Source organism: Novosphingobium colocasiae (assembly GCF_014652555.1).
In the GTDB taxonomy this organism is placed as follows: domain Bacteria; phylum Pseudomonadota; class Alphaproteobacteria; order Sphingomonadales; family Sphingomonadaceae; genus Novosphingobium; species Novosphingobium colocasiae.
Window position 1 is genome coordinate 38,028 of sequence record NZ_BMZA01000004.1, and the last position, 17,821, is coordinate 55,848.

9 protein-coding genes are annotated in these 17,821 nt (G+C 66.3%); 5 read left to right on the forward strand and 4 right to left on the reverse strand.

Annotated elements, in window-relative coordinates; all coding sequences use genetic code 11:
• Positions 1-1,053, reverse strand: a complete 1,053-nt coding sequence (locus IE122_RS07740; RefSeq protein ID WP_229813890.1) for a YihY/virulence factor BrkB family protein — start codon at positions 1,051-1,053, stop codon at positions 1-3.
• A 104-nt stretch (positions 1,054-1,157) separates the two neighbouring features.
• Here IE122_RS07740 and IE122_RS07745 point away from each other — a divergent pair, with 104 nt between their 5' ends.
• The 4 genes from IE122_RS07745 (at position 1,158) to IE122_RS07760 (ending at position 8,891) form a co-directional block, all read left to right on the forward strand.
• Positions 1,158-3,476 carry an autotransporter assembly complex protein TamA gene (locus IE122_RS07745; RefSeq protein WP_229813892.1) on the forward strand — a complete coding sequence of 773 codons (2,319 nt, stop codon included), beginning with the start codon at positions 1,158-1,160 and terminating at the stop codon, positions 3,474-3,476.
• Positions 3,476-7,741, forward strand: coding sequence for a translocation/assembly module TamB domain-containing protein (locus tag IE122_RS07750; protein WP_189620594.1), 4,266 nt, complete (start codon positions 3,476-3,478; stop codon positions 7,739-7,741). The genes IE122_RS07745 and IE122_RS07750 overlap by 1 nt, the downstream gene beginning before the upstream one ends.
• Entirely contained in the window at positions 7,741-7,917 is a 177-nt protein-coding gene (locus IE122_RS07755; protein WP_189620595.1) for a hypothetical protein, read from the forward strand. The genes IE122_RS07750 and IE122_RS07755 overlap by 1 nt, the downstream gene beginning before the upstream one ends.
• An 83-nt stretch (positions 7,918-8,000) precedes the next feature.
• A complete protein-coding gene (locus tag IE122_RS07760; RefSeq protein WP_189620596.1) occupies positions 8,001-8,891 on the forward strand; it encodes a LysM peptidoglycan-binding domain-containing protein in 891 nt (296 codons plus the stop codon).
• Between the two features lie 78 nt (positions 8,892-8,969).
• Here the strand turns inward: IE122_RS07760 and IE122_RS07765 are convergent, their stop codons facing one another.
• From IE122_RS07765 to IE122_RS07775, 3 genes are read right to left on the reverse strand one after another with little or no spacing between them, the layout of a single operon-like run.
• A complete protein-coding gene (locus IE122_RS07765; RefSeq protein WP_189620597.1) occupies positions 8,970-10,622 on the reverse strand; it encodes a TolC family protein in 1,653 nt (550 codons plus the stop codon).
• Positions 10,623-10,634: 12 nt separating this feature from the next.
• Positions 10,635-11,978, reverse strand: coding sequence for an HlyD family type I secretion periplasmic adaptor subunit (locus IE122_RS07770; RefSeq protein WP_189620598.1), 1,344 nt, complete (start codon positions 11,976-11,978; stop codon positions 10,635-10,637).
• 5 nt (positions 11,979-11,983) lie between these two features.
• Entirely contained in the window at positions 11,984-13,741 is a 1,758-nt protein-coding gene (locus IE122_RS07775) for a type I secretion system permease/ATPase (protein ID WP_189620599.1), read from the reverse strand.
• A gap of 195 nt (positions 13,742-13,936) precedes the next feature.
• On the opposite strand from IE122_RS07775, the gene IE122_RS07780 reads away from it, so the two are divergent.
• On the forward strand, positions 13,937-17,770 hold the full coding sequence (locus IE122_RS07780) for a beta strand repeat-containing protein (protein ID WP_189620600.1): 3,834 nt from the start codon (positions 13,937-13,939) through the stop codon (positions 17,768-17,770).
• Positions 17,771-17,821: the final 51 nt, after the last annotated feature.

The window sequence follows — 17,821 nt, forward strand, 5'->3', positions numbered from 1 at the left end:
TTAGGTCGAACTATCTGCGGCCGCACGGGCGCGGGCGGCAGAGCGCAGCTTGCGCTTTTCCAAGTCGCGCAGGCGCGGTACACCATCGTCGATCAGGTCAGCCAGTACCGCCCCGCGCTCTCCCGGCGGGCGGGTGGGGCCGACGGTCGTGTCGCAAAAAGTCTGCCGCTCGATCTCGGCATTGACCAAGGCTCCCACCAGCACGCCATAAGCCGAAAGATAGAGCCACATCAGGAACACCACGAAGGCTGAAAGCGACCCGTAAGTCGCGTTGTAATCGCTGATATAGGCGACATAGAGCGAGAAGCCGAAGGATACGGTGATCCACAGCAGCGTCGCCAGGATCGAGCCCGGAGCCAGCCAGCGCCACTTGGCCGGGCGGCGATCGGGGCCGTAGCGCATGATGAGCGCGAAGCCGACGCTGCCGAGCAGGATCGCGGCAAGCCAGGTGACGATCTGGAACACCAGTGCCGTGGTCCCCCCAAGCAGCCGGTCCGCCTGCGATTGCAGCCAAGCGAACGCGCCGCCGGACAGCACGCCGGTAACGGCCAGCGCAATGGCCGCCAAGGTCAGCGCGGCGGCACGCAGGGCGAGGGCGATGAAATTGCGGGTCTCATGCTCTTCGTTGATGATGTTGAGCGCGCTCATCATCCCGCTCGCCGCGCGCATCGCGCCATAGATCGCAAAGAGCAGCGCGATGCCCAGTGCCAGCCCGGTCACTCCGGTGCTGGTGTTGACGATCTGCATCAACTGGTCTTCCAGCAGCCGCGCCACGTCCGCCGGGACGATATCGACGATCCGCTGCATCTGATCGCGCACCGTATGGGCATCGCCGAGCAGGCCGTAGAGCATGACCGTCGCGGCGATCAGCGGGGTGATGGCAAGGAACGAATAGAACGCGAGCCCGCCCGCGAGCAGCGCCAGCTCGTGGAAACCGATCATCACCCAGACGCGCTTGATAACCCGCTTCCAGGCGGCACGCGGCATTGCCCAGGGGGCCTGAGCATCGGCACCGGGTGGAGAAATCGGCGACAGCGCCGGACTATCTGTCATAAGCGTCGATCTGACCGGGAACCATTGCCGCAACGCAGCGATTGAACCAATCAGGATTCTGCCGGAACGCCGGCTGTCCCAGGGGGTGATTCGTAGCGCAGACCATGATGAGGCAAATCGACCAAGAGCGAGCCGGTTCCCGGTCTGCCGACTATTTTGGGCCGCGCGGCCGCAGCTTCACCGGTCTGGCGGTGGTGCTGGCAGCGCTGTCGCTTGCCGCTCCGGTGCGCGCGCAATCCTCCGCTTCCCCGCAGGAACATGTGAACGGCACCGCCGCGCAACCGGTGACGGATGACCTGAAGGCGGGCTCCGTCCCGGTCCCGCCGCCGCCCGCTCAGCCGCCGCTGCCGGCCATCGATCCGATCATCCCGGACAGCGAGTTCAATTCCGCCGTCCCGGCGCTCGACACCACTGACGATGCCGAACTGAACAAGCCGCTCGAATCGATCGAGGCGTTCGAAGCGCGGCTTGCGGGTGAGCAGGCCGGGGCCAAGCCGACGCAGGGCCAGGAAGCGCCGCTCGGCGATCCGGCGCTGGCCGATCATGATACGACCGAGGAAATCGGCGATGCGCCGGTGCGCGATGCCGAACTGACCGCGCCGTTGCCGCCGATCGATCAGTTCCAGGTGACACCGGTCAAGATCGCCGGTGACGACGCCGATGACGACGACGTCGAGGTTGCCTATACCACCAAGCTCGAAGGCCTGGACAAGGCCGACAAGGATACCGGTGCCGACCTCGCAAGCGAGTTCAAGGGCCTGTCGGCGCTTCACAAGGGCAAGGGCAAGGCTGCCAATATCGCGATGGTTTCGGCGCGGCTGACCGAAGACAGCCAGTTGATGGAAACCGTGCTGGCGTCGCAGGGCTGGTACTCGCCGCTGATAAAGACCCGCATCGATCGTTCCGAAGCGCCGGACGGGCAGCCGCTCAGCGCCGTGATCGCGGTCAATCCGGGCAAGCGCTATGTGCTGTCCGACATCGTGGTGCAGGCCGCCCCGACGGTGCCGGTCGATCTCATTCGCAGCAACCTGGCGCTCAAGGTTGGCGAGCCGATCGTCGCCGATCGGGTGCAGGGGGCCGAGGCGCGCGTGGCGGTGGCGCTGCCCGAAAACGGCTATGCCTTCGCCAAGGTCGGCGATCGCGATATCCTGCTCGATCAGGATACCGGCGATGGCGTCTATACGCTGCCGGTCGAGGTCGGCCCGCGCGGCAAGTTCGGCGGTTTCGTGACCGACGGGCGGCAGGCGTTCGCGGCCGATCACATCGCGGTGCTGGCCCGTTTCAAGCGCGGCGAACTCTACGATAGCCGCAAGGTCGATGATCTGCGCAAGGCGCTGGTGGCGACCAACCTGTTCAATACCGTGACGGTGCAACCCAGCCGCACCGGGCAGGATGCGGGCGAGGGGACCGAATTCGTCGACCTTTCCGTCCACCAGATGGCCGGCAAACCGCGCACGATTGCCGGCTCGCTGGGCTATGCGGCGGGTGAGGGGCTTTCGGCGCAGGCGACCTGGACTCACCGCAACCTGTTCCCGCCCGAAGGTGCATTGATCCTGACCGGGCTGGCCGGGACGCGCCAGCAGAACGTGGGTGCCACCTTCCGCCGTTCGAACGCGGGCAAGCGCGATCGCACCTTTGAGTTGACGGCCGAGGCTTATCATAACGACTACGACGCCTACAGCGCCTATACCGGGCGCATCGCCGCGCGCATCAGCCGCGATTCCACGCCGATCTGGCAAAAGCGCTGGACTTATGCCTACGGTGTCGAAGCGCTGATTACCGGTGAGACCGACTATAACTCCGCCACCCAGACGCGCGATCGCAAGCTGTTCTACGTCGCCGGGCTCAACGGGCAGGTCGGGCTGGACCATACCGACAGCCTGCTGGACCCCACCGAGGGCTTCCGCCTGACCACCCTGATCCAGCCGGAAGCGACAGTGAAGGGCGGCTTCAATCCCTACGTCCGTGCCCGTATCGACGGCTCGGCCTATTATTCGGTGACGGACGGGATCGTCCTTGCCGGGCGGCTGCGCTTCGGCACCATTCAGGGGGCAGGACTGTTCGAGATCGCGCCGTCGCGGCGGCTCTACGCCGGCGGCGGCGGCTCGGTGCGCGGCTTTGCCTATCAGAAGCTGGGCGAGCAGGCGGGCGATGGCGATCCGCTGGGTGGACGCAGCCTGAACGAAGGATCGGCCGAGGTGCGTTATCGCTTCGGCAATTACGGCGTGGTCGCCTTCGTCGATGCCGGCCAGGCCTATCGTGAGACGACGCCGCAGTTTTCGGACTTGCGCTACGGCGTGGGGATCGGCGGGCGTTTCTATACCAACTTCGGTCCGGTCCGGCTCGATGTGGCGACTCCGCTGGCCCGTCGGCCGGGTGAATCGCGGATCAACGTCTATGTCTCCATCGGGCAGGCTTTCTGATGGATGAGCCCAACGATACCGCGCCCGGCGATGCCGTGGTTGGAGAGAACACCGGCGAAACCGTGGTGATCGAGCGCCGCAGCCTGTGGCAACGCTCGCGCCTGCGGATCGCCAAGACCGTGGTCGCCGGAGTGATCGGGCTGGCGGCGCTGGTCGTTGCGGTGATCTTCGGCATCGATACCGGACCCGGGCACCGCTTCGTGACCGACCAGATCGGCGCGCTGAAATTTGCCAACGGCATGCGCATCACCGTCGGCCGGATCGAGGGTTCGCTCTATGGCAAGATGGTGCTGCAGGATCTTTCGGTGCGCGACACCAAGGGCGAATTCCTGTTCTCCCCCGAAGTGCATGTGGATTGGCGACCGTTCGCTTATCTCGACAAGCATGTCGATGTCCGCTCCGCCACCGCGCAGCGCATCATCTTACGCCGCAGCCCCGAACTGGTCGAGACCCCGCCCAGCGATGCTCCGCTGTTGCCGGACCTCGATATCGACATCGGCCGGCTCAAGGTCGATCGCTTCGTGTTCGAGCCGGCGGTGGCGGGCGTGCGGCGCATCGCCACGATCGATGCCAAGGCACACATCGCCGACGGCCGCGCGCAGATCTTCGCGCGCGGCGGCACGATCGCCATTGCCGGCAAGGAAGGCGGCGACCGCTTCATTGCGAAGCTGGATGCCGTGCCCGAGCAGAACCGGCTCGACCTCGATCTCGATCTCAGCGCGCCGACCGGCGGTCTGATCGCGGCGCTGGGCGGATTGCAACAGCCGTTGCGGCTCAAGGCCGGCGGCAAGGGCACCTGGGCGGCATGGCAGGGGCGGATCGATGCCAACTACGGCGCGGGCGAGATGACCCGGCTGGGCCTGACCGCGCAGAACGGCACGTTCCACCTTCAGGGCCCGACCCGCTTCGCGCGGCTGTTTACTGGGCCGACGGCGCAACTGCTGGGCCCGGTCACCGATTTCGACCTGACCGCAGCTTTTGAAAAACGACGGGCAAAGCTGTCCGGGCGGCTGGCCAGCGATGCCTTCGTGCTGGTGCCCGACGGCACCGTCGACCTTTCGGCGAACCGCTTCGATGGTCTCAAGCTGACCTTTGACCTGATCCGGCCTTCGGCGATCGCGCCCAAGCTGAGCGGTGCCGGCATGCACGCCGTGCTGACGCTCGACGGTGAATTCCGCACGCCTGCCGTCGCCTATTCGCTGGCGGCGAACCGGGTGGTGATGAACGACATGGGGCTGGAGGGATTGACCGCCAGCGGCGCGGCGCGCGTCGATGCCGATCGCATCCTGATCCCGGTTTCAGCGCGGGTGCGGCGCATCACGGGCCTCGACACGGTGGCCGGCGGGACGCTCGCCAATGTCCGGCTCAACGGCGATCTGGCGATCTCGGGCACCCGGGTGCTGTCCGACAACATGCGACTGGCTTCGGACCGCATCGATGCCGGCCTGGTGCTGGCCGCCGATGTTTCCAAGGGCTTCTATACCGGCGCGGTCGATGGCCGGATCGACAATTACCGGCTTGCCAGCGTGGGCATCTTCAACATCCGCACCAACATGGATCTCAAGGCGGAGCCGAGCGGCTATGCCCTGACCGGCAAGGTCATGGCCCATTCGACCAAACTGCTGAACCCCAGCGTGGAAAGCTATCTGGGCGGCAACTTCGCGGTGTCGAGCAATGTGCGCTACGGCTCTGACGGGGTGGTCCATTTCGCCGGGCTCGATCTCAACGCGCCCGATCTGAAGGTGCGCGGCGGGCAGGGTAGCTGGTCCCCCAGCGGGGCGATCGCTTTCAATGCCAAGGGCACATCGCGCCGCTACGGCAACCTTGCGGTGCGGGTGACCGGCACGATTGCCAACCCGAACGCCCATGTTCTGGCCGAGCGTCCCGGCTTCGGCATCGGCCTTGCCAATCTGGATGCCAGGGTCACCGGCGCGCGCGGCGGATACCGTTTCGACCTGACCGGCGACACCGATTATGGACCTCTCAAGGCGGACGTGACGCTGGGCATGGGCACGGCGATGGCGGTGACGATCAACAGCGCAAACCTGTCCGGCGTCGATTTTGCCGGCGGTCTGGTGCAAACCGGTAGCGGCCCGTTTGCCGGCACGCTGACCGCGAACGGCAACGGCGTGAACGGCCTGCTGCGGCTGGCGGCCGAAGGACGATACCAGGCCATAGATTTCAACCTGCGCGCGCAGAACGCGATCTTCCCCGGCGCGGCCAACCTGTCGATCGGATCGGCGATCGTCGATGGCCGGGCCGTGCTGTATGACAAGCCCAAGGTCATCGCAGATGCGCAGCTTGCGGGCACCACTTACGGTTCGCTCAACCTCGCCGCGGCACGCGTGCTGGTGCAGTATCAGGATGGCCGGGGCGCGGCCAAGGGCCTGATCGAAGGCGTGAGCGGGGTGCCGTTCCGGGTTGCGCTCAATGCCCGGATGGAGCCCAGCCTGTGGACCGTGGCGCTGGACGGCAAGGCGCGCGGGCTTGATCTGAAGACCAGATCGCCGGCGCGGATCATTCCCGGCAAGGGCGGTTACGAATTGCTGCCCACCGCGATCGAGATCGGCGGCGGTACCGCGCAAGTGGCCGGCCGCTATGGCCCCGGTATCAAGGTGCAGAGCCGCCTCGAAGGCGTGGACCTGGCGCTGGTGAACGCTTTCCTGCCCGGTTACGGCGTTGGCGGGCGGGCCAGCGGCAGCCTCGATTTCGAGCAGGCATCGCCCGGCGCTTTCCCGCGCGCGGATGCCCGGCTGACGCTGAACAACTTCACCCGCACCACTGCTGCCACCGTCAGCCAGGGGGTCGATGTCAACTTAGTCGGCAAGCTGCTGCCGGACGGCGGCGAGGCGCGGGCGGTGATGCGCCGGGGCGGGTCGGTAATCGGCCGCATGGTCGCCAGCCTGCGGCCGCTGCCGCCCGGTTCCGGTCCTTGGATGGAACGGCTGATGCAGGCCCCGCTGGGCGGCGGCATCCGCTATAACGGCCCGGCCGATACCCTGTTCTCCTTCGCCGGTCAGGCCGACCAGCGGCTGAGCGGGCCGATCGGGCTGGCGGCGGACTTCTCGTGCCGGGTATCCGATCCCTGCCTCAACGGCCTCGTCAAGGGTTCCGGGCTGACTTACGAAAATGTGACGTATGGCACCAAGCTGACGGCGATGGACCTGGCGGGCACCTTCACCGGCAACCGCTTTGAACTGCAATCGCTGAACGCCAGGGCGGGCAGCGGAACGATTACCGCCAAGGGTACGGTCAGCCTCGCCGCCGATGCCGGCTATCCGATGGACCTTAGCGCCACGCTCGACGACGCGCGGCTGGCGCGCAGCAACTCGCTCTCGGCCAGCGCCAGCGGGACCATCCGGCTGACCAAGGTGGCCGGGCAACCCGCGCTGCTGTCGGGCGAGCTGACGCTGCCGGAAACGCGCTACACGATCGTGCGCGAAGGCGCGGCGCAAGTCCCCCGGCTGACCGGCGTGCGCTTCAAGCCACCCAAGGGCCCCAAGCGCATCACCGGCGACGAGACCGCGCCGAACGCGGCCAGCGCCTTCTCGCTGGTAAGACTGGACCTGCACTTGCGCGCGCCCGAAAAGCTCTATGTTTCCGGCATGGGGCTGGAATCCGAGTGGAGCGCCCGGTTCGACCTGTCCGGCACCAGCGCCGCGCCGGTGATGGGTGGCCAGGTCCGGCTGATCCGCGGCACGCTGGGCTTTGCCGGCAAGTCATTCGAGCTGACCAAGGGGCTGATCGGCTTCACCGGCGAATCGCCGATCGATCCGACCGTGGCGATCACCGCCACCGAGACGATCGACGATATCGACGTGACGGTGGACGTGGGCGGCCGATCGAGCAATCCGCAGATCACCTTCACCTCCTCGCCGAGCATGCCGAACGACGAGGTGCTCTCGCGCATCCTGTTCGGCAGTTCGGTCGAAAACCTCACGCCGCTTCAGGCGGTGCAGCTTGCCGCTTCGCTCAATTCTTTGCGCGGCAGCGGCGGCGGGCTCAACCCGCTGGGCAAGCTGCGGGCGGCATCGGGCATAGACCGGCTGCGCATCCTCGGGCCGGACGAGGCCACCGGGCGCGGCACCGCTGTTGCCGCCGGGCAGTACCTGACGGACGACATCTACGTCGAACTGATCACTGACGCGCGCGGCTTCACCGCCACCCAGCTCGAAGTCAGCGTGACCAAGTGGCTTTCGGTGCTCAGCCAGGCCGGCGGTTCGGGCGTGAACAGCGTCAACGTGCGCATCAAGAAGGACTATTGATGCGCGCGGCAGCGATCGGTCTGGGTCTGCTGCTGGCGCTGGCCGGATGCCGGCGCGAGCCCGAATTCGATGAGCGCTACAAGTCCGCGCAGGAGCGCATCGCCCGGACTGCCGCCGATATCGAGGCGCAAGTCGATGCTACCGGCGCACCCACGCCGCTGGCGTCGCCGCAGTAGCCAAAAGCCCCGCTCGCCGCCGATTTTCCTACACTTCGCCTTTTGCGTAAGCTGCCCGGCTTCATCAGGCTGGAGGGTGGAATATGGACAACGGGCACTATATCGTGCGCGCGGGCGACAATCTTGGCCGCATCGCTGAGGCGCATCGCACGACCGTCGCGACGCTGGCCGCGCTCAATGCGATCGCCGATCCCGATCGGGTGCGGACGGGGCTGGTGCTCAAGCTGCCGGGGCGCAAGCCTCTAACGGTGTCGGCGTCAGACCTCTGGGCGGCGAACAACCTGCTGCTGCCACCGGCCAACGAACGCTATCGCCCAGCGCTCGTCGAAGCGGCGCAGCGCACCGGCCTGCCGGCATCGACCATCGCCACGATCGTCGATGCCGAGGCAGCGAAGCGGCGCGGCACGGGGCAGTGGGACCCGCGCAGCAAGGCGGCGACCTCGTCCGCCACCGGGCTGACCCAGTTCCTCGACCGCACCTGGCGCAGCGAAGCACGGCGCGCCGGCGGTCTGCTCAACGCCGAGGCGCGCGCCGCCGGGTGCGTGAACGCTGCCCACGCGATCACAGACGACGGCGCGTTGCTGGCCCTGCGCTGCGATCCGCGCGTGGCGATCCTGGCAGGTGCCGATTTCGCGGTGGTAAACCTCGCCCAGCTAGTCCGCATGAGGGCGCTGCCGGCCCGGCCCGATCCCGCCGCAGCGGCCAAGCTCGCCTACCTTGCGCATCATGAGGGCGCAGGCCGGGCGGCAGCGTTCCTCAACGGACGCATGGGCTATGTCACCCCGGCCATCCTCGCCGCCAACGTCCCGCACCCCGCCAGACGCCGCGCCCTGATCGCGGCGGCAGGCGGTCAACACGGCCTGGCCTATCGCCGCTGGATGTGCGCCTATGTCGACGCGAACATCGACGTGTGCCGGTTCATGATCGACAAGACCGGCGTGACGGTGCCGCCGCTGGCTAGCTTGTGCCGCTGACCCGGCTTCCGAACCGGCCTTGCAGCCGGACAAGGCGGTGAAGGGGCCTGCCGGTTGCGGGGCGGCAAGCGGTTGCCGTCAGTGCGGCGGCCTGTCCGGGGTGGTGGGATCAATGTGCAGTTCCGGCCTATCCGCAGGCAACGGCAGTGCGGCACCGACCCTGGTGGCAAGGCCGGGATCGGTGATCGGGCGCGGATCGTCGCCTGCCGAGAGCACCGGCAAGTCCAGCAGGCGCAGGAGCGGTGTCACCAGCGGCACGTCGCCGCGCTGGATCAGTCCCCGCCCCGGTCTGTCGCCAGCCGGGGCACCGCCCAGCAGGCTCGCCGCATCGAGCCGGCCCATCGCCGACAGCAGGTTTGCCCGGGCCACATATTCGCTCGCCAGCGCCGCGTTGTAGCCGTTCTGGACGTTCAGCAGATCGCGCGCCAGGTCGAGCACATCCAGCGTCGTGCGCTGTCCCGCACGCTCCTCTATGCGTGCCCCCTCATAGGCCGCGCGGGCCGCATCAACGGCGGTGACGTACCACCCCAGGCTCGTGCGCGCCGAAGCCAGCGTGTTCCAGGCCACCGCGACGCTCGCCCGGTTTTCGCGCATCGCCTGGTCGATCAGCAGCCAGTCCGCCCGGTTCGCATCGTGCGCCTCGGCCACGCGCGGGGCTCGCGCCAGATCGAGCAGGGGGATCGTCGCGGTCACTTGCGCCTGCAGCCTTCGGGTGCGCCGGTCATCGGTATAGGGGGTCAGCGTGCCCACGGCAGCGGTGCCGCGCACGTCCACCTGCGGCAGCCAATCGGCCCGCAGCCGGTCGGCCTGTCCGCGCGAGATGCGTTCGCGCGCACGCGCGGCGGCGACCAGCGGGCTGCGCTCGTCTGCGGCGGTGTAGGCTTCATCAAGCGTCGTAACCGGCAGTTCCAGCAGGTCCGGCGGGGCCAGATCCCCGGCCGGGGCACCGACATCGCGAAGAAACTGCGCCTGGCTCGCGCCGAGCTGGCCTTCGGCTTGCGCCAGTCCGGCGCGGGCCGCGGCATAGCGGTTCTGCACTTGCTGCAGGTCGGTGGCGGTGATTTCGCGCACCGAGAACCGCACACCGTCGTCGTCGAGCTGCTTGGCGAGAATGGCCGTGTTCTGCCGCGCGATGGACACGGCATTGGCATCGCGGATCACCAGGACGTAATCGGTGACGACGGTCAGCAGCACCTCGTTCTCGACGAAGCGCAGTTGCTCGGCACCGTAATCGCTCTGCGCCCGCGCCACCGCCTCTCCCGCGCGGTTCCGGCCGAAGGTCAGCAGCGGCTGGGTGAGCACGGCTGCGGCGCTGCTGGCCCAGCCGCTCTGACGGGACTGGGTGCCGAGGATCGTGTCGTTACGATCACTGGTGAGACCGTAACTGCCTTCTACATCAAGGGTCGGGCCATAGGCGGCGCGCGCCTGGGCCACGCGATGGTCTGCCGCGCTGGCGCTGGCCCGCTGGGAGGCCAGCCGCGGGTTGTCGGTGGAGGCAAGCGTGATCGCCTGGGTCAGCGTGCGGACCGGTTCCGGGGCGCTCGGGGCAGCGTCGGGGCCGGGGGGCAGCATCGGGGCCGCAGTGGACTGACGCGGCGTCGGCGGGATGCCGCTCTCGTGACTGGCGGCGACGGCAGCGGCGATGCCGGAGCCCGGATCGGCCGGACCCTTCGCCCAGGCCGGCGACCCCAGGACATATTCGGCAGCCGCAAGCGCCGGCCAGAGAAGCACGCTGCGCAAGGATCAGTTGTCCCGAAACGCCCGGCCAAGCTGGTCGCGCAGCGGCTTGGTGATGTACGACAGCATCGAACGGGTGCTGGTGGAGATGAACACCTCGGCCGGCATGCCGGGCTTGAGCACCATTTCGGGATGGCGGCGCAGGGTCTGCGGCGCGATCGCGATCCGCGCCTCGTAGAACGACTGCCGGGTATCGGGATTGGTCGATCGCTCGGGTGCCAGATAAGTCAGCCGGCCCTCCAGCTCCGGGGTTGCGGTGCTGTTGAAGGCGGTGAACTTGACCCGCGCGGCCTGGCCGACGTGGACCTGATCGATGTCGGCCGGCGAAATCATCACCTCAACCGTCAGCCGGTCGCGGTCGGGAACGATTTCCATGAACGGCTCGCCCGGCCGGATCACGTCGCCCACCGCGGTCAGCGCCAGCTTGTCGACGATCCCGGCATAGGGCGCGCGCACGATCGCGCGGTCATCCGCCGCTGCGGCGACCGCCCGCTTGATCTGCTGATCGTTGATCGTGTTCGAAAGACTGGCGAATTGGGCTCCGGCCTCGGCGCGGCGGCTCTGCTTCAGAGTGAGCGCCTGTTCGCGCGTCTCGCTGATGCGCGCCTCGGCTTCCGCGATCTGCGCCTGCAGCGAGGCGATCGACCCCTCGATGTCGACAGAAGTGCGTTCGAGCTGGTTGAGGCGGCTGATCGTCACCAGCCCCTTGTCCCACAGGGTGCGCACGCCCTCGCGCTCCGGGGCGATCAGCGCCTGCTGCTTGCGCAGCGCGGAAATCTGGGCGGTGAAACCGGCGATCTGCCGCTGGTACTGCGAGGCGCGGGCATCGAGCTGGGCGTGGCTCTGCGCCAGTTCGGCGTTGCGCGTCAGGAACAGCCTGCGCTCGCTGGCCATCGCCGCCTGCGCGCCCGGATCGCGGCTGGACAGAAGTTCTGCCGGAAAGGTGATCGCCGGCGCGCCCATCCGTTCGGCGTCGAGCCGCGCCCGCTGCGCCAGCATCTGCGCCACCGTCAGGTTGGAGTAGAGGTTTTCCGCGCCGGACACGCTGTCGTCGAGCTGGACCAGCGACTGGTCGCGCTCGACATGATCGCCGTTGGCGACGAGAATGCGGGCGACCACCCCGCCTGTCGGATGGGCGATCCGTTTGACCCGCGATTCCACCCCCACCTGCCCGGAAGCGACGACCGCGCCGCCGATCGGCACGAGCACCAGCCCCACGAAGGCGGCGAGGCCCACGAGCGCCAGGGTGTGCCTTGCGGTGCGGATGCCATGCGCGACACGCAGGTCGGGATCGTCAGCGGCTGCGGCCGGGTCCCCGGACGATGGCACGGCAAATGGCAGGGGGGGCATGTGGCTTAACCCAGGGCAGCAGCGGGAGAGGGGGGAATGTCGATCGGCGCGGGTGCCGACGAAGTCCGGGTGATGGCGCGCAAAACCTCGTCGCGCGGTCCGAAGGCTTCCTGCTTGCCCGCCCGGAGGAACAGGACGTGGCTGACGCGCGAGAGTGCCGATGGGCGATGGGCGATGATGATGACGATGCCGCCCCGCGCGCGGGTGCCGGTGATCGCGCCTTCCAGTGCCGCTTCCCCTTCGGCATCGAGGTTCGAGTTGGGCTCGTCGAGCACCAGCAGGAACGGATCGCCGTACAGCGCCCTGGCCAGCCCGATGCGTTGGCGCTGCCCGGCAGAAAGCGCCTGGCCATCAGTGCCGGCCGGGGTGTCATAGCCCTGGGGCAGGGCGACGATCATGTCGTGCATCCCGGCGGCGCGGGCGGCGGCAATGATCTGTTCGGAGGATGCCGCCGGATCGAAGCGGGCGATGTTCTCACCCACCGTGCCTTCGAGCAGTTCGACGGTCTGCGGCAGATAGCCCAGCGCAGTACCCAGCCGTTCCGGGTCCCACTGCTCGAGCGTGGCACCATCAAGCCGGATCGCCCCGCGCAGTGGCTTCCACACACCGGCCAGCGCGCGGGCCACCGTGGTCTTGCCGGCGGCGCTGGGGCCGATGATCCCGAGGGCATCGCCCGCAGCCAGCTTGAAGTCGATCCCGCTCGCGGTCAGCCGTTGCGTGCCGGGCGGCGCGACGTGGATCTGCTCCACCGCCAGCGTCCGGTTCGGGAGGGGCAGGTCCACCCCGGCCGGCGCGGTCTCGGGCACTTGCACGAAGAGCGCGTTCAGCCGCGCCCAGCCGTCGCGCGCGGCGCTGAACGTGCGCCAGCCGCCGATCACCTGATCCACCGGTGCCAGCGCGCGGCCGCACAGGATCGATGAGGCGAAGATGACGCCGCCGCTGGCCTGCCCGCTCATGACCAGCAGCGCGCCCACCGTGATGAGGGCGCTTTGCAGGAACAGGCGGAACACGCGGCCGATACCGCCGTAATAGGAAATGCTCTCGGCCAGGCGGCGGTTGGCACCCAGGTACGTGGCATTCACGGCTTCCCAGCGTTCGCGCATGCGCCGGCGCATGCCGAGCGCGGCCAGCACCTCGACATGGCGCAGGTTGCTCTCGGCCAGGCCGTTGCGGCCCGACTGGATCTGCGACACCTCGCGCATCGGCTGGCGGGTGGCGCGTTCGTTGAGGAATGTGAGGCCGATCGAGATCGCCGCCCCGGCCAGCGCCACGGCTGCCAGAATCCAGTGCAGCAGGCAGACGGCGGCGAGGAAGAAGATGATCCACGGCAGATCGATCAGCGCCGCCGGCCCCCCGGATGAAAGCCACGCGCGCACCGCGTCGAGATCGCGCATCGCGCTCAGACCATCGCCGGATCGGTGACCGCGCAGCGCCATCGCGCTCATCAGGTCCTGGACCCGTGCCGACAGTTGCCGGTCAACCGACGCCCCGATGTCGGACAGGATGTGCTGCCGCATGCGGTCGAACAGCCCCTGGAACACATAGACCGCCGTCACCATCGCGAACAGGCCCGCAAGCGTGGGCAGCGACCGGCTCGGCAGGACCGAATCGTAGACCAGCATCAGGTACAGCGACCCGCCGATCAGGAGGAAGTTGAGCACCGCACTCAGCAGGCCGACCATGACCAGAGCCGAGCGGAAGCGCGCGACCATCGCTGCCAGCGCCGCGTCGCCGCCGGCCCCGCGCGCCGTCCCTGCTCCCATTCGCCTCAACAAGTCTGCCCCCCAACGAACGTCGCCCGCCCGTCTGTCGAATCGGCCCCGGCATTCGGCTCGCAATGTTCCAGTTTGGTGTAATCCGCGCAAGCATCGCGGGTTCGCCCTTTGCGAGGAGGCAAGCGGACCGACAAGCGATGCTCGACCACTGTGCTGTTAAAATCCTGTAACGGGAAGGACTATATGACAGCCCTTGCGTTGACTTGCCCGTTTTTGCTGCGGATAGAGGTGCTAAATCAAGGGGAATTTAGCGTGGCGGAATTCAACGGCGGCAGCGGCGACGACATCTATGTGGGTACGCCGGGAACAGATTTCATTGCCGGGAACGGCGGGGCGGACCAGTTATCGGGTGGTGCTGGCGATGACCTGATCTTTTCGGATCAGCGTGATTTTGGGATCGCAGGTCCGTTCTCTCTTGAAGCTATAGTACCTTCGCTAGATGCGACAGATGAAGCGGATGTCATTTTGGGCGGTTCCGGTGATGATCACATATACGCAGGGTATAATGACAGCGTTGATGGAGGGGCCTATTCAGCCTTTGGAAATCGGCTATACATCAGTTTTCAAGGCGCGATCTCGGGCGTTCATGCAGATTTTCGTCCTCTGCAGAGCGGCCAATCGGTAACGATCGGTGCTGGCGTCATCGAGAACATCCAGAATATCGGCTATTTCGAAGGCAGCAATTTCGACGATTTCATCGCCACCATCGACACTGCATATCCTTCGGGGGGGCCTGTGTACGGGATGGGCGGTAACGATACGATCATCGCCAATTACTATACCGGATGGGGAGCGGCGATTTACGGCGGCGATGGCAATGACAACATCGACGCCACTATTGCGCAGTACGGACCTGTTGTTTACGGCGACGATGGCAATGACATCATCAGTATGCCTGCAAGTTCTTCGGATACTGCTTACGGCGGTTCTGGAAATGACATAATTTATGGCGGAAATTACACCTACGGTGGGTCGGGTCATGATCATATCGAACTTCAGTTTGATTATTATGGATCGATTGCGTTCGGAGAGACCGGGAACGACTACATACATGCGGCAGGCAGTGGTTCATATATCAGTGGTGGCAGAGGGGCTGATCGAATATTGGGGGATGTTGCGGACGATTATCTAGCGTCCGGCGATTTTCTTGACTTGGTAGCCCAAGACGACGTCGATCTTGAAAAGGACATTGTTGAAGGTGACGATGGCGCTGATCAGATCAGCGTTGGACTCGGCGATGACGCCGACGGGGGAGCGGGACCCGATACTCTGCGTTTGTCGCTGGGCGGATCAACCGGGGGGGTCGATCTGAACACAAACTTCTTCATTGCAAGCGGCACTTTTGAGCTTTTCGACGGCACGGTCAGCAACTTTGAAAAATTCGCATATTTGAGACTGACGCAATCGTCGGATAGCCTGAATGTTACCGCGACATTCGGTCCGCTTGAAGTCCGTGCCGGAGCCGGGGACGATCAAGTGACTGTTTCTGGAGCCCAGGTGACAGTCTTTGGAGAAGAAGGGGCAGACACGGTCATCACGGACAGTCTTGCGGCAGAAGTCCACGGCGGCGCTGGCGACGACACCTTCGTCAGCGGGTCAGCGGCTGACGCCTTCTACGGCGATGATGGCAGGGATACCATCTCCTACGCCAAGTCTGCGGCAGGGGTCACAGTCGCACTCGGAGACCTGAACCAGCAGGGCACTGGTTCTGGAGACAAGCTATACGGCGTCGAAAACATCATCGGCTCCGGCTTTGCTGACACGCTCTCCGGTTCCAATGACGCCAACGCAATTTACGGTGGCGACGGCGATGATGTCATCAATGGCAACGCCGGAAATGACACCCTTGCCGGTGACGGCGGCACCGATATGCTCAGGGGCGGGGCGGGCGATGATACCTACATCCTCGGCGACGGCGACGCCGAGGATGTCATCGTCGAAGATGCGAACGCGGGCACCGACACCGTCGGCACCATGCTGAGCAGCTTCACCTTGGCCGACAACGTCGAAAATCTCGTATTCATCGGCATTGGCGCATTCACCGGCACCGGCAATGCCTTGGCCAATCTGATTACGTCAGTTGGCGGCACGGGCAACGACACGCTCGATGGCGGCGCTGGCGCAGATACTATGTTCGGGGGCACCGGCAACGACACGTATTATGTCGACGATGCCGGCGATATTGTCCTCGAAAATGCCAGCGACGGCATCGACGAGGTGCGTACGACGCTCAACCTCTATGGACTGGCCGCGAACGTCGAGAAGCTGACCTTCACCGGCATCGGCAACTTCGCAGGAACCGGCAACGCTCTCAACAACGCGATCATCGGCGGCACCGGCGACGATACGCTCGATGGTGCCGTCGGCCGTGACACGATGACCGGCGGGCAGGGCAACGACACCTATCGCGTGGACAATGTCGGTGACCTCATCGTCGAACAGGTCGGCCAGGGCACCGACACGGTTGAAACGACGCTCAGCGCATTCACCCTCGGCGCCAACATCGAAAACCTGACGTATACCGGCCTCGGCAACTTCACCGGCACCGGCAACGCGCTCGATAATGTCATCAATGGCGGTGCCGGGATCGACCGGCTCAGCGGCGGCACCGCCGGGCTGGACACGCTGATCGGTAACGGTGGCAACGATGTCTATACCGACATCGGCCGCACTTCCGGCAGTGTCACCATCGTCGAAGCGGCGGGCGGGGGCATCGACACCCTGCGCACCGATGCCGCTATCATAGCGCTCGCCGCCAATGTCGAAAACCTCGACGCGGGCGGCTCGGCGAACCACGTGATCGTTGGCAATGCCGAGAACAACCGCATCGTGGTCTCCTCCACCAACGCCACCAACGACCGTATCGATGGCGGCACCGGGGTCGACTACATGAGCGGCGGCGCGGGCAACGATACCTACCTCGTCGATGATGCGCTCGACCGGGTGGTCGATACCGCCGGGGTCGATACCGTGCTCGCCACCAGCGCCAGCTACGTGCTTGCGGCCGGCCTCGAAAGCCTGCTCTTCACCGGTACCGGCAACTTCACCGGCACGGGCAATGCCGCCGCCAATGTGATTGACACCTCGGCCGGAACGGGTGACGACTGGATCGACGGCAAGGGCGGGGCAGACCGAATGATCGGCGGGCTCGGCAACGACACTTATGTCGTCGACGATGCCGGGGACTCCATCCGCGAACTGGCCGGGCAGGGCATCGACACCGTGCGCACCAGCTTCACGTCCTTCACGCTCAGCTCGGCGCTCGACAATCTGACCTACACCGGCACCGGTGCCTTCACGGGGATCGGCAATGCGCTCGCCAATGTCATCCAGGGCGGCAAAGGTGCCGATCTGCTCGATGGCCTCGTGGGTGCCGATACGCTGATCGGCGGGCTTGGCGACGATACCTACGTGGTCAGCGAAGCGGGAGATCTGGTGGTGGAGGCGGCCGGGGGCGGGATCGACACCGTGCTGACGCGGGCGGCTGCGTATACCCTTGCCGATCAGGTCGAGAACATGACCTACACCGGTGCCCTCGCCTTCACCGGGACCGGCAATGCCCTCGCCAACACCCTGACCGGCGCGGCCGGCAAGGACGTCCTCTCGGGTCTTGACGGGAGCGACAAGCTCTACGGCATGGACGGCGCGGATACGCTGATCGGCGGGCTGGCGCGCGATCTGCTGTACGGCGGCAGCGGGGCGGACAAGTTCTCCTTCCTGTCGCTCGCCGATTTCGGCGGCGTGTCCGGCAGCACCAGCGATCTCATCGCCGATTTCAGCCAGGCGGAGGGCGATCGCATCGATCTGTCGGCGATCGACCCCATTGCCGGCGGCGCAGACGATGCTTTCACCTATCTCGGCTCGGCTGCCTTCACGCACAATGCTGGCGAACTGCGTTCCGTCATCAACGGAGCAGATACTTACGTCGTCGGTGATGTCGATGGAGACGGCAAGGCGGATTTCATGCTCCACCTGACCGGTGCCTTGACGCTCGGCGCGAGTGATTTCCTGCTCTGACCGTGGCCTTATCGCGGACCGGTCGGGTGCTGCACCCCGAAAGACCCGACC

Excerpts from the sequence above, each read along its gene's own strand:
- IE122_RS07775 (WP_189620599.1), bottom strand. The coding sequence starts at position 13,741 with ATGGGAGCAGGGACGGCGCGCGGGGCCGGCGGCGACGCGGCGCTGGCA.
- IE122_RS07755 (WP_189620595.1), top strand. The coding sequence starts at position 7,741 with ATGCGCGCGGCAGCGATCGGTCTGGGTCTGCTGCTGGCGCTGGCCGGA.
- IE122_RS07750 (WP_189620594.1), top strand. The coding sequence starts at position 3,476 with ATGGATGAGCCCAACGATACCGCGCCCGGCGATGCCGTGGTTGGAGAG.
- IE122_RS07760 (WP_189620596.1), top strand. The coding sequence starts at position 8,001 with ATGGACAACGGGCACTATATCGTGCGCGCGGGCGACAATCTTGGCCGC.
- IE122_RS07740 (WP_229813890.1), bottom strand. The coding sequence starts at position 1,053 with ATGACAGATAGTCCGGCGCTGTCGCCGATTTCTCCACCCGGTGCCGAT.
- IE122_RS07770 (WP_189620598.1), bottom strand. The coding sequence starts at position 11,978 with ATGCCCCCCCTGCCATTTGCCGTGCCATCGTCCGGGGACCCGGCCGCA.
- IE122_RS07745 (WP_229813892.1), top strand. The coding sequence starts at position 1,158 with ATGATGAGGCAAATCGACCAAGAGCGAGCCGGTTCCCGGTCTGCCGAC.
- IE122_RS07780 (WP_189620600.1), top strand. The coding sequence starts at position 13,937 with ATGACAGCCCTTGCGTTGACTTGCCCGTTTTTGCTGCGGATAGAGGTG.